This is a genomic window from Larkinella ripae (assembly GCF_054780775.1).
Genome location: NZ_BAAGVR010000008.1, coordinates 346335 through 366804, shown reverse-complemented (window position 1 = coordinate 366804; position 20470 = coordinate 346335). Strand labels below are relative to the sequence as shown.

The window sequence follows — 20470 nt, the reverse complement described above, 5'->3', positions numbered from 1 at the left end:
ATTAAAACAAGATCGAATAACTCAGTTTGTCCTTCACCGGCACAATCAACTCCTGCCGGTCGCCCATTTTCCGCACGGTTGGCGTGGCGCCCCCGGCATTGTCGATCCGGACGTAATACGCTTTTCCGTCGACGATGTACATGCCGTTTTCCAGCGCCGAAATGGTGCTTCCCTCGGCCAGTCGGGCATACAGATTTCCGGACGGATTCTGAACCGTCAGCTCCCGCCGAACGCCCTGGCTGTTGTCCAGCACGCGAATGGCGTCGCTCACCGTGGCGCCATAAATCTGGTATTTGAAGGTCGGACGGTCACTTTCGTCCAGCACATAACCCCGGGTCCGAAAACCGCTGCCGGTGGTATCGGTGGCCCAGGCGGCCTGGGGAGAGGCTAATTGAGCGACCCCAAAAACCGGCGTTCCCATCCGTTGTACCATGCCCATCGGCCGCGACGAGCCATCGCCCCGGCTGTTCCACATCGGCGTCGAATCCAGAAACTGGCCCCGCCAGATCTGCACCAGTGCGCCGTTGTCCATATCATACGTATAATGGACCTGCTCGGGGCTGCCCACCGAAACCGCATGCACCACGCGCAGCGTCCGGCCCTGGGCGTTTTTGAAACCCGGCATATCCATAAAACTCCGCAGAATGGTGTTGGCCGGGGCCTCGACCAAAATCGGATCCGTCGGGTCGCCATTCGTGGCCCCACTGGCGTCGCTGATGAGGTATTCCCGAATACCGGGGCCCGTGATGGCCAGGCCAATCGACGGTTTTGCCCAGTCTTCCATCTTGGCATACAGCAGTTCGAACGGCACATCCCCGGCAGGCAGGTCGATGGTACCGCGCTGCCGGCGGTCGCCCGGCGCGATGACCACTTTATTGTTGATTTTCATCAGGCCACCACCGCCCGCAGCCCCGAGGTTGAAGGCATAATCACCCGCTTCTTTTACCCGGAGCGTGCCGGTATACCGAATCACAAAATCGTTCGGAATGCGCGTTACATTCGCCGTCAGAAGCACCGATGAGCCTTCTGCCTCGGGCGGTAATTTGCTGAAATCCGGTTCTTTATCAAACCGCCCTTTGTAAACCGCATACTTCAGGTTCATCAGTTCGGGACGCGGTTTGTCGTAGTTTTTCACCACAAGGTTCCGGATGGCCACCGGCCCGTGGTCGCCCTGAATCCGCAGCGGTCCCATTGCCACTTCGTTGTTTCCGAGGGCTCCGCGCGTGGGACCTGAAAGTTCGACGTTTTCGTGAATGGCGACCCCGTTCAGTTCGATCAGCAGCATCCGGGCGTTCTCGATTTTCTTGCCGCTGGCATCGAAGCGCGGAGCCTGAAACGAGACTTTCAGGTGTTGCCACAAACCCGGCGCCCGGCTGGCGTTCTGGCGGGGCGGATGCCCTTCGTACCCCTTCTGTCCGTCGGGGCGGTTGTCGTCCCAGCGTTCGTAAATACCGCCGTTATCGCCCGCTTTCGGGGTTTTCGTTCCCCAGCTATCCAGCAATTGTACTTCGTAACGCCCTTGCAGATAGACCCCGGAATTAGACCCTTTCGCGATTAAAAAATCCAGATCCAGATCGACATCACCATGCTGGAAATTCGAAACCAGATCAATGTTCCCATCTTTGCCGGGCAGGTTAGCCAGCACCCCGGTTCCTTTCGTGGAAGTCAGGCTGTTATTCTGGTTCAGATTGGCCGAAACATCACCGACAATCTGCCAGTTTTTTCCCGGTTTTTGAAAAGCACTTAAATCGTTGAGCGGAAGAGCCGTCGGCTGGTCAGTTTTGGACTGAGCCATCGCCAGTCCGGCACTGCACACCCATCCGACGCCCAGCACCAAACGGGCGAACGTTGTGTTCATGAGGATAAAAAATAGATAGGTTTGATTTTCGGGCTGAAAGTTACCTCTTTTTTAAATTTTTTTATAAAATAGATTCAATTCCCCCGCAAAGGTACTATTTCAGCACCGAATTTCAGAATTCCAAGACGGGATGACCACGCCACGCTCCGGGCCGGATCGCTCCCGGTTTTGGCCCGTTCATCCGGCCTTAAAAAAAGCACGCAGGCCCCACACGCACCGCGTTGACATTTCGCCTATCTTTGAAGGCGGTTTTTCGTCCAACTCATTGTTCACACAATTCTATTTTTTCGAATGAAGAAATCTATCTTAGCCTTAATCATGGTAGCGGGCGCAGCTCAATTGGCTGTTGCTCAGGAGAAAAAACAACAAAATCCGGAATCGTCCGAAATCTGGGAGCCCGTTCCGCGCGTCGTCACACCGGGCGTTTTGTCACCCAGCACGGCATCCGGCACCACGGCTCCTTCCGACGCCATCGTGTTGTTCGACGGAAAGGACGGCAGCAAGTGGGTCTCGGTGAAAGATTACAACCCGAACAACTGGAATGGCGTCACCGAAGGGTCAAACACCTGGCCGGTCAGAGATGGCGCGATGTTTTCGGCCAAAGGAGCATCGCTCCGGACGAAGCAGGAATTTCAGGATTTTCAGCTTCACATTGAATTCCGGGCCCCCGACAAAGTGGAAGGAAACGGCCAGGGACGCGGCAACAGCGGAATTTTCTTGCAGGGACGTTACGAATTGCAGGTGCTGGATGGCTACAACAACCCGACGTATTCGAACGGGATGGTGGGTTCGATCTACAAGCAGGCCATTCCGCTGGTCAACCCGAGCCGCAAACCGGGCGAATGGCAGACCTACGACATTATCTACTACGCGCCGAAATTCAACAAAGACGGCATGATGGCCGAACAGGGCAAAGTGACGGTTTTGCTGAACGGCGTCCTGGTGCTGTATAATTTCAACATCAAAGGAACGACGGAATACATCGGTTATCCGAAAGTACAGCCGCACGGGAAGGGCCCGCTGCTGTTGCAGGATCACGGCAATCCGGTCGGCTTCCGGAACATCTGGATTCGGGAGTTATAAGTCGAATTACGGTTTTTAAAAGGGTTGTTTCGCGGAGTTAAGCGGAGAAAGAAGAGTTTAGCGGAGATAAATACGTACTCTGCGTAATTCCCTTTTCTCCGCCCGGCGCTGCGAAATAACCCTTTTTTTATGCCGCACTCGAAAACCTTGTTTATATTGCGTCTAAATAACCGGATCCGATGAAATACTTCCTCTTGCTCGTTATCGGTTGCGTGGCTTTCACCAGCGATAAACCGGCGTATCAGTTTTACAGTCAGAAACTAAAAACCGTTGATTACCAAAAGGTCCTGAAAGAAGCCAAAGAAGCCGATGTCGTGTTTTTTGGCGAACTGCATAACAATCCGATCTGTCACTGGCTGGAGCTGCAACTAACCAAGGATTTATACGCCGAACGCAAAGAGCGGTTGATTCTGGGCGCCGAAATGTTTGAAGCCGACAACCAGACGGCCCTGTCCGACTACGTTTCGGGCAAAACCACCGACAAGGAATTTCCCAAGCAGGCCCGGCTCTGGAACAACTACAAAACCGACTACCGCCCGCTGGTCGATTTTGCCCGCGAACAGAAGCTGCCGTTTGTGGCTACGAACGTGCCGCGCCGGTACGCCAGCGCCGTGGCCCGGACGGGTCTAGCGTCGCTCGACACGGTTCCGGCGGCTCAGAAAGCCTGGATGGCTCCGCTCCCGCTGACCGTTGACCTGACCTTGCCGGGGTACAAAGCGATGCTGGACATGATGCACGGCGGCAACTCAAAACCGGATCCCGAACAAGCCGCCAATTTTGCCCGGGCGCAGGCCATCAAGGATGCGACGATGGCGTATTTTATCCTGCAAAACCGCAAACCGGGTACGACCTTTCTGCACTACAACGGCTCGTATCACTCCAATAATTTTGAGGGAATTATCTGGTATCTGCGCCAGAAGCAACCGGATCTGAAGATTGTGACCATTGCGTCGGTTGAGGTGGATGATATCGAAAAACCGGACAAAACCAACCAGAACCTCGCCAGCTTCATTCTGCACATTCCGGCGGATATGACCAAAACGTACTGAGCTTTTCACCCCTGCGCCCGCCAGGGCAGCCACACCACGAAACTGTAGTCGCGCAACTGCGAACAAAGCAATTCGGGCACTTTCGACTACTACCTTCCCGAAAGCGTTTCAGTCCCGCTGGATTCGGTTCAAAACGGATAAAGATTGCGGGGTTGTTCGCTTTTTTTCAGTACAATTAAAATTATTTTACCAAGCCAACCTACAGACAATCAGAATCTTAATAATTTTTTTAGCACACAGGGTAATTTTTTTTAACTTTTTTTGAAAACCCCGCAATCTAAAGAATCAGGTCCTTCGTAGGTATTGGTACACGCGGTGAACTGTGCTATGGAGGTAGCGCTTTTCATCAGCCATACACGTTTCCGACAGAAAGTCCAGAGGCTAAGCTACTGGACTTTTTCGTTTCTGGTCGGTCCGGTTTCCCGACGGGTGGTCCGGGATAGTTTTGTTATCTTTGTCATAGCCGGTTCAGGAAATAACAACCGGATTGCTATGCACGAAATCGAGCCTTTTTATAATTGGGAAAAATGGTATAGCGCGACGGATGATCCGCAATCGCCGTTTCACGGCCGCGTTTATAACATGAACCAGTACACCAATACCATCTACGGCTATTACATTCACCCGCTCTGGGACGAAATCGGTTCGGAGACGCTGTACTGCAAAATTCTCTTCGCGGATTACGACCGCCGGTTTGTGGTCATCGAGCTTTTTGGTGAGTGGAACGACACGCTGCACAACGACATCATGTATCTGAAACGGCAGGTGATCGACCCGCTGGTGAATGAAGGCATTAACCAGTTTATCCTGCTGGGCGAAAACATCCTGAATTTTCACGGTTCGGACGACAGTTACTACGAAGAATGGTTTGAAGATGTGGAGGATGGCTGGATTGCCGCCGTCAATTTCCGGGACTTTGTCGAGACCGAACTCAAACGGTATCGCCTGGATTATTACATGAATTTTGGGGGTACGCTGGACGAAATCGACAACTGGCGAACGCTTAAACCGGTAGCTTTTTTTGAGCTCGTCAACAGTTTAATAATTAGAAGATTAGGCTAACATCCTTCCGGGAAATGACTCCAGCGCAGCCGGTTTTGACTAACTTTTTCTCCGTAAAGTAGTTTTAGTTTTGAAAACTGGTATTTGTTAATAGTCATTTTTGAGAACGATGAACGGTCCCTTATCGATATTGATCGTTGGCAGCAACAACGCCGAACAACAGGCTCTGGGGCAGGCGTTTCGCAGGCACGGCGTCGAACACCGGCAGTTGTCGGTCGAAAATAAGGCGGTTTTTCAGGCTTATTTTCAGAAACGCCTGGCTGACGCCCTGTTTGTGCCGACCCTCATCATGGTGGATATGGACGACTGCCAGCCGGAACCGATTCTAACCTTGCTGAAAGGGCACCCGGTGCTCCGGCGGATTCCCGTGATCATCTACGGCACCGGTTCTGAGCCGGAACGGGTAAAGCAAACCTACCAATGGGGCGCGACCTGTTACATGCCCAAACCGGAAAGCTGGGATGCCGCCCTGGAGCCATTCTGTTCCTACTGGCGAAAACACGTTGCCCTGCCAGCCATTAAAGCGGAAGATATTTTATCAACAAACCCATTTCAGAACCGTCGCAACCGTCTGGCCTGACGTGGGCAGCGGAGCGGTTTCTGCACCATCACCGTATGACAAACCGGCAGGTTATAGCAGTCGTCGATGACGATGAAGATGACTTATTTTTGATACAGGAAGCATTTAAAGCGTGTTTGAAAGGGGAGAAAGTCTTAATTGCATCCAGTGGTATGGATTTATTGGCGCGTCTGGAAACCGTGCAGGTTTTGCCAACCTTTTTACTGCTCGACCTCAACATGCCGTTGATGAGCGGTTTTGAGGTTCTGGAAAAACTACGGGCTGATCCCCGGTATAATCTGATGCCGGTTTTGATCTTCAGTACGTCGAACGCCCAACCTGACATTGACCGGGCCTACGAGCTGGGCGCCAATTCGTACGTCAAAAAACCGGCTTCCTTCACCGAGTATAAGGCGGTGGTTGAAGACCTGTGCAACTTCTGGCTGCGCATTGCCTCCACCCCCTCCAGCCGGACGTAATGCCAAAACCGGCCACCCCGCCCGGTGGTCGCCGGATTCCAAAACCTTTTGCCGGACCGTCAGTTATTAGTGGTATCTATTCATTAACTCGTAACGAACGATATGGAATCGAATGTGTTTCACGATGCGCAACAGGCGGACTTAGTGTCCAACGAAAACGCAGATACCAAATATGGCCAGGACCAGGCCGAGACTCATATGGTCAAACTGGTGGACGGAAAACTGGTGTCCACCGCCCACACCGAAACCGAAATAACGGACGATCTAAGCAACCGGTATGCCAACGATGAGGAACGCGGGCTGAACTCGCCGAACCAGCGGACGTATGATGTAGTCGATATTCAGTCGGCGCATCCGCAGGCCGATATGGTGCCCGAATTGCCATCGACACCCGACCCGAACAACCCCATTCCGCCCGCGCCGGATTCACCCAATCCGCCGACGCCCGGTACGCCCGGTCCCGAAATCCCGGATTTGCCTTCGACCCCCAAACCGCACCAGCCCGAAATTACGGAGCCCAGCGAACCGGGTCGCTCGCATGAGGTGAACAATTCGTCGGAAATTGATAACCAGGTAAGCAACCGAAACGAGCCCCAGGACACCCCGACCAGCGGCATCGCCGATTCGATGCCCGGTGCCGACGTGCCGACGCAAAGTCAGGATCCGGCTCATAACGAGGAGCTCCCGGAATTTCTGGGCACCTACGGCCGGCAGAATCCAGTCGATATGGGTCCGAAGAAAGACGGACCGGGACCGGATAACTATACCCAACCCAAAGCGGACGAGGGCATGACCGAAAAACCGGATACCGGTACATCGGAATACCCCTACGACGTTGACGAAAAAGACCAGGAACCGTATCAGGGGGGAGAACGTCCGCAGGAAACTGCCCAGATGCTCGACCAACCCAAAGAAACGCTGGACGAAAGTGCGATCAAAAAGGAGCCCATGCAGGAATCAACGGCGCAGGCGGCTTCGGATATGAAGTCCACGGATCAACTGGATCGGAACTACAACGATCCGGAAGCCGCCCGGCAGGACGTGATTTAACCGATTCTGCTCAAGGAACAAAACGGCCCCGCCAGCTTGGCGGGGCCGTTTTGCGTTATCAGGACTTCCAATAGACCCGCTTACGCTAACCATTAAATAAAGAAGCTGGATTTTCAGGATGCTTTCGAAGCGGGAAGGGTAAACGGTTTGTTACACCCGGACACAATCACTTTAAAAAACGTTATGGACAGTATCAATCAGGAGCAACCCGAAGATAATTACCAGGACCTGGTCAGTGCCGAAGCCGGTAAAAAAATCAAAGAACTGGTCGAAAAAACCAATACGTGCTATTTCTGCACGAAGATCACGAGCGGAGAGCCTTTGAAAACCCGGCCTATGTCGGTGCAGAAGGTCGATGAAGCCGGTAATCTCTGGTTTCTAAGTGCCGACGACAGTCATAAAAATGCGGACATCCAGGCCGATAAGCAGGTTCATCTTTTGTTTCAGGGTTCGGAACATTCCGATTTTCTGAGCATCTACGGCGTGGCAACCATTTCCAAAGACAAGCAACTGATCAAGGAGCTTTGGGAGCCGATTCTAAAAACGTGGTTTACGGAAGGTGTCGATGATCCGCGGATTACCGCCATCCAGGTAAAAACGCAGGATGGCTACTATTGGGATAATAAACACGGTAATGCCGTCGCCTTTATCAAGATGGCAGCCGGGGCCGTTCTGGGAAAAACCCTGGATGACTCGATTGAAGGAAAATTAAAACTATAATTTTCTAGTTCGGAACACGGCACAAAACCGTGTTCCGAACTAGAGATTCCGGTTTTGGGATCATTTTATTTCTTTAAATCGTTAATCCGGATATTCCGGAAGCGCAGCACCGAGCCGTGGCCCAGAAAACCGATGTGGCCGGTTTTTCGCTGCAAACCGGGGTGGTCTTTGTGGTCCAGCGTCCCGTTTTTGCTGGCTTCGGCCAGATCGCCATCCAGAATCTGCACTCCGTTCAGGACCACAGTCACCCGGTTTCCTTTCACCGTCACTTCCTGGTAATTCCACTCGCCGAGGGGTTTAAGCGCCCCGCGCCTGGCCGGAATCACGCCGTACACCGAACCGTGGTACTGGTACGGTTCCAGGGTTTTGTAGACGTCGGCGTCGTTATCCAGAATTTGCAGTTCCATGCCCACATACGCGGCATCGCCCGTGAGCGGAGCGCGGATTCCCAGGCCGTTGTTGGCTCCGGGCGTTAGCTGAAACTCAAACCGGAACACAAAATCGCTGTATTCTTTCTGGGTGTACAGATTGCCTTTGCCGCCGTTGTTGTACCAGACAATGTCGCCGTCTTCGACCACGTAATCCTTCGTGTTGCCGGTCCATTTGCTTAAATCGCTGCCGTTGAACAGCAATTCGTAGCCTTCCCGTTTTTCGTCGGCACTCAGTTCATACGGCTTGGGTTGGGGCAGTTCGCGGACAAAAATATTCCGGTAGGCGACGTACGTGCCGTGGGCCTGCAATTCAATCTGTTCCTGCGGAAAAATGGGCTGGTTGCGGTCCCAGTAGTTTTCCAGTACGGTATTATCCGTCACCAGTTCGCCGTTCAGGTACACCGTCACCCGTTCCCCTTTCATGATGATGCGGAAGGTGTTCCACTCGCCGACCGGATTATCGGCTTTTTTCAGGGGTTTGCTGGCAAATTTCTGGTTGTTGTACAGGCCGCCCGACCCCACCTGCGCGCCCACATCGACCCGCGCCGGGTCCCAGATCTGCACCTGTGGGGTGCCGCGCAGGTAAATCCCGGCATCGCCTTTTTCGGTGATTTTCCAGTCAACCAGCATTTCAAAATCCTTGTACGGTTTTTCCGTGCAGATGTTATCGCCGTGCCCGTTGAACACCAGTAAACCGTCTTTTGCCGACCAGCCGCTGCGCATCAGCTCATCGGCTTTCTGCTGTTTCAGCGCCAGCGAATCCGCGCTGAGTTTGCTCCGTTTGATGGGGTTATCCACCAGCCCTTTCCAACCCGAAAGATCGTTTCCGTTGAACAGGGCCACAAAACCGTCGCCGGGTGCCATCGTTTGCAGCCGTCGCTGAATGGCCTGCTGCTGGGCTTCGTTTTCGGGACCGGTCAAAATCGCACCGGCTTTTTCCAGCAATGTCCGGACGGTATGGCCCGAAAAATCGCGGCTGGCATTGGACACCGTCACCACCGTGCTGGCCGCTTGTTTCTGCAAAACCGGGTCGTCGAGGAAACGGCCCGCAAAAACCAGCGCCAGGAATGTCCGGCAACGGCTCACAGCTTTCAGAATTTCGATTTTTTGCTGCGGAGTCCGGGCCACGTCCATCGCGTCGCGGAGCAGCAGCAACCGCTGATCGGCAGCATACGCCGACCGATTGACCAGGGCCAGATACCCGTTTAAAGCCGATTCGGACGAGACCGTATTTTGCCGCACAATGGCCAGCAGGGCCGGGGCCGCTTCCGCCGTTGGCCAGTCGGCTAAGGCCGAAACCGCAGCCGGTTGCATCATGCCGTCGCCTTTTTCAAACGATTGCTGCACCAGCTCGAGCGCCTTCAGACTGCCGATGCCCGCCAGCGCGCCCAAAAACCGCCCCTGCGTTGCGGTCGGAGCCTGCTGCATGGCTTCCGTTACCCAATCCGTCCGCTGCACGGAATCCCCGACCGAAACCGATGCGGCCACCAGGGCCTGCTGCAACGAGCGTACGGTTTTGGGGTTCTTAACGCTGGTCAGTAGTTTCACCAGTTGCGGCAGTTGCTCCTGCCCGACCAGCAACGGCAGGGCCGCGGCAGCCGCCTGGCTGATGGTCGTATCGCCCTCCTGCACCTGAGCCAGCACCTGTTGCACACTCGATTCGGCGGCCCGCGCCCCCAGCACCGCCAACAAGGCCGACCGGGCTTCGGCGGGCATACTCGTCAGGCTGTGGGTTATCTGGGTGTACATCTGGGAGCCTTTCAGCGTTAAAAGTGCGTCTCTTACCGCCGAAATTTCCTGCGGGGTGCCGCGTTTCATCAGCTCCAGCAGGGCCGTCAGCGAGCGCTGCTGACCGGTATGGGCCACCGCCGGAATGGCCGCCAGCCGCACCGTCGGATCGGGACTTTTCAGGGCGGGCATCATCAGCGGAGCCAGCGCCGGGTCGCCGGTTTCGCCCAGTTGGGTCAGCAAATCCGCCTGTACGCTGCCGGTGGCCTTTGTGATCTGGCGGGCCAGTTGTGCGGTCACGAGTTTATTTTTCAAACCGGTGGCCATTTTCAGAGCCGCGACCCGGTATTCGTGCGATGAGTCCAAAACCGCCTTCGTCAGCAGGGGCAGGCTTTTTTCCCGATTGCCATCCACCAGAATTTTCAGGGCGGCCGTTCGGGTGTGGACCTGCTTTTCGTCTGTGCATTCCTGCAACAGCTTCCGAGCGATGGCATCGGCCTGCGGTTTTTTACCAACGGCCACCAACCGGTTGAGGTAATCGAGGTAGCTGGCGGTGGCCTCCGTCACGTCGTACCCATACCCGGCTTCCTGGGCGGCTTTCGCCAGAACCGGCCCGGCGGCCGGGGCCGCCATTCGGGCCAGGGCATACAGGGCAACTTTGCTCAGCTTTTTATCCTCCGGCTGCACCAGCGGAACCAGGGCCGAAGCGGCTGGCAGATAGCGGCTGTCGCCCAGGGCTTTCACCAGCGACAGGCGACTGGCCCCCTGCGACTCGCCCAGCGCCTGCGCCAGGGCTTTCTGGGCGGCTGGCGTGTTGATTTTCACCAACGCCCGCACCGCCGGTGCAGCCAGCCGCTCGTCGGTCAGATACGGTTTTAGGAAGGCAACCGCATCGTCGCGTCCGACAATCTGTAACTGACTGATGATAAACGCCTTGCTTTCCGGGTCGTTCAGCTTTTCCAGTGCCTGCCCGTAGGCCCGGGTCGCCAGGGTCCGTTGCAGTTCCTTGCCGGGTTTGGTCACGTAATAGGAAAGACCGCCGAGGGCGTATTGCACGTTGGTGTTGTCGCTTTTGGTGGGTGCGGCCAGCATCAGCGCCATCTCTTCCAGGCCCTTGGCACCCAGCGCGGCAATGGCATCCATGTTGGTGTTGAACTGCTTACCATCCAGGGCGGGCATTTGAGCCACATCGTTAGCCACCCGGTTTTCCAGCGGTTGGGTTTGCGCCCAGGCCGCGGTCGTGATCAGCAACGAACCGGCACAGGCGAGTAAGGGTAATTTCATAGCGGAAATCATGAGGTTAGAAAAAGCCAGCATCAAATAATCCAGGGAGCGCGCTGGGGCTGGTCGATGAGCCGGTTGGCGCCTTCGTCGTTCAGAAAAACCTGACGGACGGGGTCAAATTTCAGCGAGCGACCCAGTTGCAGCGCCACCTTGCCCAGGTTCACCAGCGTGCAGGAACGAAAACCGTTGGCTTCGTTGAGGGCAAACCGCCTGCGGCTGCGCACGGCCTCGGCAAAATCGGTCACCTGCGGCAGTGGCTCCGGAAAAGCCGCCAGCTTTTTCATCAAATCCGGAATATCCGACTTAAAACCGGGGTACAATTTCCCTTTCGGCCCTTCGATGTAAGGACTGTTCACCTCTTTGCCTTCGCCATCCAGAATGATTTTGCAGCCGTCGGCGTAGGTGTATTCCATCCGGCGCCAGGTACCGACGGCGTCCGGGTGCTGCTGGGGCGCGTCGATTTCCACTGAAACCGGACTGGTGTCGTCTTTCCCCAGAAAGTATTGAACGGGGTCCAGGTAATGCTGGCCCATGTCGCCCAATCCACCGCCGTCGTAATCCCAATACCCCCGGAAGGTGCCGTGAACCCGGTGCGGATTATACGGTTTGTACGGTGCGGGGCCGAGCCACATTTCGTAATCGAGTTCGGCCGGAACCGGCATCGGGTCCAGATTGGTTTTGCCGACCCAGTAAAATTTCCAGTCAAAACCGGTGTGTTTGCTCACCGTCACTTTCAGCGGCCAGCCCAATAAACCGCTCTCCACCAGCTTTTTGATGGGTTTCACGGGGGTGCCCATGCCGTAGAAATTATCTTCAAACCGGAACCAGGTGTTGAGTCGGAAAATCCGGCCGTGTTGCTGCACGGCTTCCAGCACCCGCCTGCCTTCGCCGATGGTGGTCGTCATCGGTTTTTCGCACCAGATGTCTTTTCCGGCGCGGGCGGCTTCGGCGGCCATGATGCCGTGCCAGTGCGGTGGGGTGGCAATGTGAACGATGTCGACTTCGGGCAGTTGAATCAGGTCGCGGTAGTCGGAGAAGGTCTTTAGCCCGGCGTCTTTGATCATGCCCTTGGCGATTTCCAGATGATTCCGATCGACATCACAAATGGCGGCCACGCGCGTTCCGGCGTAGGGAATATGCCCCCGGCCCATGCCGCCGACGCCGATGATGCCCTTGGCAAGCTGGTCGCTCGGGGCCAGAAAGCCTTTTCCCAGCACATGCCGGGGCACAATGGTAAAAGCCGCCAGCGTCCCCAGCGACTGTTTCAAAAAAGTACGTCTAGAAGGTATCGGTTTTTCTTGCATCTCGCCAATTTTCAGATTGTACACCCTGATTAATACTACTGTCTGTTCACCGAATTGGGCCATTTCCAGCAACCGGGCGGGCCAGATACACCCCTAGTTTTACGTTGACAATTGATGGGGTGGATAACGTATAGTCGCGTTTGTTATGAATCAGGCCCGGAATGGGCACCAGTACATTGACATCCAGATAGCCCCTTTTCTTGAGCACCTGATGCTGGCTGCCCAGTTGCAAAAAGGCATACTGTAGCAGGTCGAAACGGTCTCCGGCCCGGTTCCATCTGGTATCCAGCCGCACAGGGTGAGGAGTTCTGTACGGCAACACATTGCCTTGGTGATAGCGCTCCAGATCGGAGAGACCCAATCCCGCAAAGGCAACCTGGGAAAAAAGCACGTTATGCGTTTGAATTGCTACGTAAGGACTGAAAAAACTATGGCGGTCGGCCCGCTGCTTTTGCTGGCGGGTAAGCGAAAAATAATACCGCAGTGCCACGGGCATTTCCAGACTATAGAATTTAGTATTCCGCCCGTCCAGCGCCAGCCCGAAGGTGTTATCCAACCCGGCTAAAACCGTTAAACCTTTGTAGATTTTTTGTTCGGCCGTAGCTTCCAGCGCAATCGCTGCATAATAGCCGGTGAAACTGCTTTGCCGGAGGATCGGCAGGGAAGCCCCGGCTTTGAAAAGCGTTCGGTTTTTTTGAAAAGCCGGATCAGAGGCTTCATTTCGATAGGGTTCGGTTTCCGGCTTTCCGGTATCAGGATTGGTCTGGCCATATGCCGTGGCAATAGCCAGCAGAAAGATAATAACGGTTCGAATCATGATGGAGGAAGTTTAGGATCGCTCCAAATTACAATTTTATGCCGTCAGAATCAAACCCGTCCTAAACACACACTACTTGCATTGAAACCCATTTTTTTCGGTTTAATCACCCGGTTTCGGCCTGTCTTTTTCCGGACTTATTATAAAAAGTCGTAAATTACGTGCTCCCGTTAACTCATTTCTTAGCAGTATGGAAAACCCTGAACAGGCTCCTTCGCGCCGTTCGTTTCTGAAAACCCTGGGACTGGCCGGCACCGCAGCCGCAGCCGTTCCTACCACCCTCGCCACGGCCGGAACCGCCCCCGCGTATTTGAATTTGATAAAAAATCACCGCAGCACGGCCGCCAATGATAAAATCCGCATCGCCCTCGTCGGAACCGGTGGCATGGGCATCGGCGACACCCAAACGGCTCTGATGGTTGAAAACGTCGAAATGGTAGCAGCCTGTGACCTGTACGATGGCCGGTTACGCCGGGCCAAAGAACTCTGGGGCGACGCCTTGTTTACGACCAAAGATTACCGCCAGATTCTGGAACGGACGGACGTGGACGCAATCATCAACGGCACCACCGACCACTGGCACGAAAAGATTTCGACCGACGCCATGCGCAAAGGCAAGCACGTCTATTGCGAAAAACCGATGGTGCAGAAAGTCGAAGACGGCCACACGCTGATCAAGGTGCAGAAAGAAACCGGTAAGGTGTTTCAGGTGGGCAGCCAGTTTGCCAGCTCGATCATTATTTCGAAAGCCAAGGATTTGCTGAAAGCCGGGGATATCGGCGAGCTGGTGTTTGCCGAAGCGCAGTACGACCGGCACAGCGCGATGGGCGCCTGGCAATACTCAATACCGCCGGATGCCTCGCCCCAAACCGTTGACTGGGACACCTACCTCGGCACCGCCAAGAAACGCGAGTGGGACCCCAAGCGGTTTTTTCGCTGGAGAAACTACCAGGATTACGGAACCGGCGTCGCGGGCGACCTCTACGTGCACCTGCTGACGACGCTGCACACGATTACGGGTTCGAAGGGCCCCAACCGGGTGTATGCCAGCGGGGGACTGCGGTACTGGAAAGACGGTCGGGATGTGCCCGACATTCACCTCGCCATTTTCGATTATCCGAAAACCGCCGAGCATCCGGAGTTCAACCTCACCACGCGGAGTAATTTTGTCGATGGCGGTGGAGGGGGGTACCTTGTTCGGCTGGTCGGCACAGAAGGCGATCTGTCCATTGGTTGGGACAGCCTGACGGTTCGGCACCACAAACTGCCGAAAGCGCCCGGTTTATCGATCGACAACTTCCCGAAAGATCAGCAGGAAGCCTATCTGAAGGAATACAATAAGTTGTATCCGAACCGGCCCGAAATGGAAGGGCCGCGCGAGATGGTGTACAAAACACCGAAGGATTACAAGGGCGACCGTTACGAACACTTTGTCAATTTCTTCGATTCGATCCGGAACCAAAAACCGGTGGTCGAAGATGCCACGTTCGGTTTACGCGCCTGCGGACCCACGCAGTGCGGCAACATGAGCCTGTTCAAGAAGCAGATCGTGAGCTGGGACCCGAACGCGATGAAAATTATGAATGCAGTATAGGTGGCCGGTATACGGTTTTCGGTATACGGTGGCTGGCGCATGCAATTAAGTACGCGTCAGCCACCGTATACCGAAAACCGTAAACTGAAACCCGTATCCGAAAACTGTGAACCATTAACCATTCAAAACCATGAAAAAAGCAACCCTTATCATCGGCCTGGTGGCCGGTTTAATCAGCTTAATGAGTCTCTCGAATGGGGGCTCGAAACCCGGCAAATGGGTTCCGCTGTTCGACGGCAAGACCACGAAAGGCTGGCACAGTTACCTGAAAGACAAGGCCATCGGCTGGAACATCGAAAACGGCATGCTGTCGCCCGACGGCACCGGCGGAGATTTGGTGACGGACAAAGAATACGAAAACTTTGATCTGGAGTTTGAATTTAAACTGCCCGCCAAAAGCAACAGCGGGGTGGTCTACAAAGTAATCGAAGATCCGGCCAACAAGTCGACCTACTGGTCTGGTCCCGAATACCAGGTGATCGACGACACAGGCTACCAGCTGGGCGACGGCAATAAGCTGAAAGGCAATCAGTTGACGGGTGCCAACTACGACATGATTGCGCCCAACGATCTGACGATCAACAAACCCGCCGGGGAGTGGAACAAAGGCCGGATTGTGGTGAAAGACAACCACGTTGAGCACTACCTGAACGGCAAAAAAGTGGTAGATTATCACTACGGCGGGGATGACTGGAAGAAGATGGTGGCCGTCAGCAAGTTCAAAGACTGGCCCTACGCCCAACCGCACGCCAAAGGCAAAATTGCCCTGCAAAACCACAGTCCGAAGGAAGGAGTCTGGTACCGGAACATCCGAATTCAGGAGTTGTAAGCTGGTCAATCCGGTTTTTAGTGACGTGGCGTCGCAGCGATGGTTTTGATCCCGCTGCAACGCCACGTTTTTTGATGCGGAAGAATTCGGGTTAGAACCCACAAATTCCGTATCTTCCCTCCCAAATTCCTAAAACCTCATGAAAAAATACCTGGTTCTGCTGACCGGCCTGCTGCTGGCCTTTGCGCCCCCCGCCCGCGAACCCATCAACAAGGAAATGGCCGCTGCGGTAACGGCCTTTATCAAAACCCTCGACGCCGAACAGCGGAAACTGGCGCTGTATTCCTTCAACGACGACGAGCGGTTTGTCTGGTATTATACGCCGGTTCCGCGCAAGGGCCTGTCCATGAAAAACATGAAACCCGAGCAGCAGAAAGCCGCCATGGCGCTGGTGAAACTCGCCATGAGCGAGCAGGGCTTCGAGAAAACAACGGCCATCATGGACATGGAGAATGTGCTGCGCGTGCAGGAAAACCGCCCCCCAAACGACACCCACCGCGACCCGATCAACTACTTTTTCACGTTTTTTGGCGAACCGGACAGCAAAGAACCCTGGGGCTGGCGGCTCAACGGCCACCATTTGCTGTGGCAATTTTCGTCCCTGACGGGCAAAATCTCGGGCATGACGCCCACCTTCCTCGGCAGTAATCCGGACGTGGTCCGGGTCGATGTGCCGCAGAAAGGCAAGCAAATTCTGAAGCAGGAAGCCGAGCTGGGACTGGCGCTGATTAACTCGCTGAACAGCGACCAATTGAAGCTGGCCCTCATCAGCGAAACGTCTCCGCAGGAGATTATATCGACCAACGTCCGGAAAGCGTCGATTGAAAAAATGGAAGGCATTCCCTTTCCGAAACTGACGGAAAGCCAGCAGAAAACGTTTCTGGCGCTGCTCGACACGTACCTCAACAACTACCATGTGACGCTGAAAAATCAGCAGATGGACAAACTGAAAAAGATTGGTTTGGACAAGATGGTGTTTGCCTGGGCCGGCGACCGGCAACCCGGTTTTGGGCCCGGCAAAGGGCAATATTACCGCATCCACGGTCCCACGATCCTAATTGAGTACGACAACGCGCAGAACCAGGCCAACCATACGCATACCGTCGTGCGCGATTTAACCAGTGATTTTGGCGAGGATGTGCTGGCCGAACACTACAAAGCCCAGCATAAATAAGACCTCTGTTTGATGGCCCTCGCTCCGCCAAAAGCATTTACTTTGGCGGAGCGTTCAATAATCCACTTTTCGCCGACCGGCCTTCACCTCGCCCCGGCGTTGTTTTTCGACTTTTTTTTCCTCGCGCGACGCCTTGGTCGGTTTGGTGGCTTTCCGGGGTTTGGGCTTCTCGAAAGCTTTGCGGATGAGCTGGTAAAATTTTTCGGTGACTTTATCCCGGTTGGCCAGTTGCGACCGCTCGGTTTGGTGATAGAGCACCAACACCCCTTCTGACGTGAGTTTGTTTTCCAGCTTTTCGAGCAAAACCGCCTTTTCTTCCGCCGTCAACACCGCCGAATTCGGAATGTCAAAATACAGCTCGGCCTTCGACGCCACTTTGTTGACGTTCTGACCGCCCTTGCCACCACTGCGGGCAAACTGGAACTGCAATTCGGGATAAAGCTGCGCTGGGTCCATATCTTGGCTAAAAACTTCACAAAGGTACGAACAATCCGGCGGACGGACTGTTCCAGCTTGTACGCAAAAAACCGGATGTCTGAACGCTTTCAGGAGGACATTCCTCACTAATCTCAAAAACCGCAACTCGTAAAATCTATGGCAAATCAACAGGCAACCAACCTGATCAGCTCGACGGTGGATACATTCAACGGAGAAACCACGTCGATTTCGACCACCGATGGCATCTCTTTAATTGATCACTGGCTAACGGCCCTCCGCAGTGGCGACATCAGCGACCAAACCAGTCCGATTGCCAACACGCTCAGCGAATTAAAATCACAACTTCAGGAAGGTGATCCCGATTCCGGCCAAATTAAAGGGATTCTGAACGAACTGGCGGAGCAAACCGAACAGGCCGCCCAGTCGGCGGAGGACGATAAAGTAAAGCTGCAACTGGATCAGCTAGTGCAAACCCTGCGGGATTTTGGCAAGGTGATCAGTGGCGAAGCGGGCAACATCGCCGAAAAACACGGCCGCGCCCAGATATTCACCCAAACCGGAACGGGCAGCGCAGCCGGAAACCCCGGCGTCAATCCGGCCGTTCCCGGAACGAGCGATTCGGGCGATGAAGGCAGGGTGCAGGGCGGTGGAGCGTTTGGCGCGGGTTCCGGAACCGGCTCGTCCAGCGCATCCGGTGGCTCCAGCGCCGATTCGCACAACACGCGCGGCTCAACCGGCGAAGGCGGTGGCAGTACGCACCAGATCTAAAATCGCTCCTTCCGAAGCGATTTTTAACAACCGCCGGGCCGAATTGGTCGCACCCGTCAACAATCAGCTGGCGCAACCAATTCGGACCGGCGAACAACCGGAAATCAATTTGGCTAAACTTTGGCCGCCCGATCGGGTTATAGATAGATCGGACAGTCACCAAAACCGCATAACACGATGCCATCTAACGCACTTACCCAAAAAGCCATAGACGCAACGCTCACGACGCTGCAAACCGGCACCGATCCGGCCGCAACTCCCAACGACGGCGCTTCGATCATTGATAACTGGATCAAGGTTTTGCAGGAAAGTAAACCGGGCACCAACGTCCTGGATCAGCTCATGCAACTCCGCTCGTTGCTCCAGATGCCCAATCCGGACACCGATCAGGTGAAGCAGTTGCTGAACGATCTGGCCGACAACACGACCCAACTGGCGCAGTCGAGCGAAGGGCCGTGGATCAACGACCTGGAACAGGTGGTCGTTGCCCTGCGTAGTTTCAGCAGTCAGCTGTAAGTTCTAAAACCGTCAAAAACCGTATTACGATAGCATTTATGGCTACCCAACAACCAACCGAACTCATTCACACCACCATTTCGGCCCTGAACGATGGCGGTATTACGAGCATCATTCCGGTCGATGGTCTTTCGCTAATTGACAACTGGCTCGGGCAACTGGACGGTTCGCCCGCCAATCAGCAGGTTGTCACTTCCCTCTCCGACCTGAAAAGTCAGTTGGAAAGCGACAACCCGGATACGATCACCGTCAAAACGATTTTGCTGGATATGTCGGAGCAGTTAAACGTGCAGGCTTCCAGCACCGAGCCGGATTTTCGCGAACCGCTTCGTAATTTGTCCAACGCCATCCAAACGTTAGCCAGTTCTTTATAATATGGAAACTTTTGAAAACGCAACCGACCTGCTGGACACCACCATTGAAACGCTCGGTCAGGAAGAAAATCCCCAGGCCGATTCGGAAAGTTCGAACCTGTTGAGCCAGTGGATCGAGGTGCTGAAGCAGTCGGAAAACACCCGGCCGCTGAGCAACAAACTGGCGCAACTCAGCAGCGCGCTGACGACCGATTCGCCCAATATGACCACCATTGAGGGGCTTTTAAACGACATTGCGGATGCTACGCAGGAATTCGCCGTCGAAGTCGGTCCGGAAGGGGAATTGCCGTCGCAACTGGAAGGACTCGCTGCGGCCCTGCGGAACCTGACCATTCAGCATCCGTAAACCGGCCTACAAATCAATCTGCATTCGAATGTTCGAGCGCTGATACGGCGAGGGGGTGGATTCGACTTTGTAAAAACCGACTTTTTTGTACAACTCCAGGGCGGGTGTCAGGCGGGTATTCGACTCCAGATAAACCTGTTTGGCGCCCAGCTGCCGGGCGGTTTCTACGGCGTGAACGCAGAGTTTTTTGCCGATCTGCTTGCCCTGGACTTCCGGTGCCACGGCCATTTTGACCAGTTCAAAAACGTCGTCATTTTCCTTTAACAGGGCGCAGGTACCGACAATTTCGAAACCGTAGCGAGCAAAAAACACCCGGCCGCCCCGGGCGATGATGTAGCTTTCCGGATTGCTCAGGGCTCGGATGTCCGGTTCTTCCACCGTGAAATATTTTTCGATCCAGGCCAGGTTCAACTGTTTGAACTGCTCCCGGTAGGCCGGAGCAAAATCCAGAATTTCAATTTCGTCGAGCTGTTTCATCTTGAAATAGGTTTTGAAGCGGCTGAGGTAATGCTCTTCCGCCAGCGTTTCTTCCATTTCTTCCATCGCGAAAATCAGGTTATGGCGCTGCTGGCTGATGAGTTTCGTGTTTAACTCATTGATGGCCTGCCAGATTTTCTCCAGTTCCGGCAGCAGACTCCGCCCCTTCCCGCTGAGTGATAACAGCCGCTTCCGACTGTCTTTGCCCGATTTAGCCGACTCAATCAAACCGGCCTGTTCCAGTTCGCGCGCCAGTTGAATGATAGCCGGATGCGAAAAACCGAGTTCTTCCGCGATTTCGGTCACGCTCAGGGGCGATTTTCGGGACAGTAAGTAGAAAAGCGTGAACCATTTGGGGTCAAAGTCAATGCCCGATGCCTGATAAACCGCCGACGCCTGTTTGGAAATCAGATCACTGAGTCGCCGGAGCCGACTTCCAAACGCCAGTGGCCCCAGTTGTGCCATTAAGTCCATATCCGTATTGGTTTATGTTTTTAATTACGTAATTGATTACGCAAATATGAATCATA

At 54.5% G+C, this 20470-nt stretch carries 20 protein-coding genes; 14 read left to right on the top strand and 6 right to left on the bottom strand.

What is annotated here, in order from left to right:
* Position 1: 1 nt before the first annotated feature.
* Positions 2–1858 carry a family 16 glycoside hydrolase gene (locus ACYVHX_RS06390; RefSeq protein WP_460670796.1) on the bottom strand — a complete coding sequence of 619 codons (1857 nt, stop codon included), beginning with the start codon at positions 1856–1858 and terminating at the stop codon, positions 2–4.
* 291 nt (positions 1859–2149) lie between these two features.
* Between ACYVHX_RS06390 and ACYVHX_RS06385 the strand changes: the two genes are divergently transcribed.
* From ACYVHX_RS06385 to ACYVHX_RS06355, 7 genes are all read left to right on the top strand, one after another.
* Positions 2150–2941 carry a 3-keto-disaccharide hydrolase gene (locus ACYVHX_RS06385; RefSeq protein WP_460670795.1) on the top strand — a complete coding sequence of 264 codons (792 nt, stop codon included), beginning with the start codon at positions 2150–2152 and terminating at the stop codon, positions 2939–2941.
* Between the two features lie 179 nt (positions 2942–3120).
* On the top strand, positions 3121–3990 hold the full coding sequence (locus tag ACYVHX_RS06380; RefSeq protein WP_460670794.1) for a ChaN family lipoprotein: 870 nt from the start codon (positions 3121–3123) through the stop codon (positions 3988–3990).
* Positions 3991–4482: 492 nt separating this feature from the next.
* Positions 4483–5052 (top strand): hypothetical protein, encoded by a 570-nt coding sequence (locus tag ACYVHX_RS06375; RefSeq protein ID WP_460670793.1) that lies wholly within the window; start codon positions 4483–4485, stop codon positions 5050–5052.
* Positions 5053–5161: 109 nt separating this feature from the next.
* Positions 5162–5632 (top strand): response regulator, encoded by a 471-nt coding sequence (locus ACYVHX_RS06370; RefSeq protein WP_460670792.1) that lies wholly within the window; start codon positions 5162–5164, stop codon positions 5630–5632.
* Positions 5633–5667: 35 nt separating this feature from the next.
* Positions 5668–6090 (top strand): response regulator, encoded by a 423-nt coding sequence (locus ACYVHX_RS06365; protein WP_460670791.1) that lies wholly within the window; start codon positions 5668–5670, stop codon positions 6088–6090.
* Between the two features lie 102 nt (positions 6091–6192).
* Positions 6193–7140: a hypothetical protein gene (locus tag ACYVHX_RS06360; RefSeq protein ID WP_460670790.1), complete on the top strand. Its 948-nt coding sequence runs from the start codon at positions 6193–6195 to the stop codon at positions 7138–7140.
* Between the two features lie 183 nt (positions 7141–7323).
* Complete coding sequence (locus tag ACYVHX_RS06355; protein ID WP_460670789.1) at positions 7324–7860, top strand: pyridoxamine 5'-phosphate oxidase family protein; 537 nt, start codon at positions 7324–7326, stop codon at positions 7858–7860.
* Between the two features lie 65 nt (positions 7861–7925).
* Here the strand turns inward: ACYVHX_RS06355 and ACYVHX_RS06350 are convergent, their stop codons facing one another.
* From ACYVHX_RS06350 to ACYVHX_RS06340, 3 genes are all read right to left on the bottom strand, one after another.
* Positions 7926–11303, bottom strand: a complete 3378-nt coding sequence (locus tag ACYVHX_RS06350) for a family 16 glycoside hydrolase (RefSeq protein ID WP_460670788.1) — start codon at positions 11301–11303, stop codon at positions 7926–7928.
* Between the two features lie 32 nt (positions 11304–11335).
* On the bottom strand, positions 11336–12571 hold the full coding sequence (locus ACYVHX_RS06345) for a Gfo/Idh/MocA family oxidoreductase (protein WP_460670787.1): 1236 nt from the start codon (positions 12569–12571) through the stop codon (positions 11336–11338).
* Positions 12572–12653: 82 nt separating this feature from the next.
* The gene (locus tag ACYVHX_RS06340; RefSeq protein ID WP_460670786.1) at positions 12654–13424 is read right to left on the bottom strand and encodes a hypothetical protein; all 771 of its coding nucleotides are present in this window, start codon (positions 13422–13424) and stop codon (positions 12654–12656) included.
* A gap of 190 nt (positions 13425–13614) precedes the next feature.
* Here ACYVHX_RS06340 and ACYVHX_RS06335 point away from each other — a divergent pair, with 190 nt between their 5' ends.
* The 3 genes from ACYVHX_RS06335 to ACYVHX_RS06325 all read left to right on the top strand — a co-directional run bounded on the left by ACYVHX_RS06335 (position 13615) and on the right by ACYVHX_RS06325 (position 17021).
* Positions 13615–15018 carry a Gfo/Idh/MocA family protein gene (locus ACYVHX_RS06335; RefSeq protein WP_460670785.1) on the top strand — a complete coding sequence of 468 codons (1404 nt, stop codon included), beginning with the start codon at positions 13615–13617 and terminating at the stop codon, positions 15016–15018.
* A 130-nt stretch (positions 15019–15148) separates the two neighbouring features.
* Positions 15149–15847 carry a 3-keto-disaccharide hydrolase gene (locus tag ACYVHX_RS06330; protein ID WP_460670784.1) on the top strand — a complete coding sequence of 233 codons (699 nt, stop codon included), beginning with the start codon at positions 15149–15151 and terminating at the stop codon, positions 15845–15847.
* Between the two features lie 139 nt (positions 15848–15986).
* Positions 15987–17021 (top strand): DUF3500 domain-containing protein, encoded by a 1035-nt coding sequence (locus ACYVHX_RS06325; protein WP_460670783.1) that lies wholly within the window; start codon positions 15987–15989, stop codon positions 17019–17021.
* A 54-nt stretch (positions 17022–17075) separates the two neighbouring features.
* On the opposite strand, the gene arfB is transcribed toward ACYVHX_RS06325, so the two are convergent.
* Entirely contained in the window at positions 17076–17477 is a 402-nt protein-coding gene (arfB, locus tag ACYVHX_RS06320) for an alternative ribosome rescue aminoacyl-tRNA hydrolase ArfB (RefSeq protein ID WP_460670782.1), read from the bottom strand.
* Positions 17478–17615: 138 nt separating this feature from the next.
* Here arfB and ACYVHX_RS06315 point away from each other — a divergent pair, with 138 nt between their 5' ends.
* The 4 genes from ACYVHX_RS06315 (at position 17616) to ACYVHX_RS06300 (ending at position 19463) form a co-directional block, all read left to right on the top strand.
* Positions 17616–18227, top strand: coding sequence for a hypothetical protein (locus ACYVHX_RS06315; protein WP_460670781.1), 612 nt, complete (start codon positions 17616–17618; stop codon positions 18225–18227).
* Between the two features lie 177 nt (positions 18228–18404).
* A complete protein-coding gene (locus ACYVHX_RS06310; RefSeq protein ID WP_460670780.1) occupies positions 18405–18743 on the top strand; it encodes a hypothetical protein in 339 nt (112 codons plus the stop codon).
* A 38-nt stretch (positions 18744–18781) separates the two neighbouring features.
* Positions 18782–19117, top strand: coding sequence for a hypothetical protein (locus ACYVHX_RS06305; protein WP_460670779.1), 336 nt, complete (start codon positions 18782–18784; stop codon positions 19115–19117).
* A gap of 1 nt (position 19118) precedes the next feature.
* Complete coding sequence (locus ACYVHX_RS06300; RefSeq protein ID WP_460670778.1) at positions 19119–19463, top strand: hypothetical protein; 345 nt, start codon at positions 19119–19121, stop codon at positions 19461–19463.
* A gap of 6 nt (positions 19464–19469) precedes the next feature.
* Here the strand turns inward: ACYVHX_RS06300 and ACYVHX_RS06295 are convergent, their stop codons facing one another.
* Entirely contained in the window at positions 19470–20414 is a 945-nt protein-coding gene (locus tag ACYVHX_RS06295; protein ID WP_460670777.1) for a bifunctional helix-turn-helix transcriptional regulator/GNAT family N-acetyltransferase, read from the bottom strand.
* Between the last annotated feature and the right edge of the window lie 56 nt (positions 20415–20470).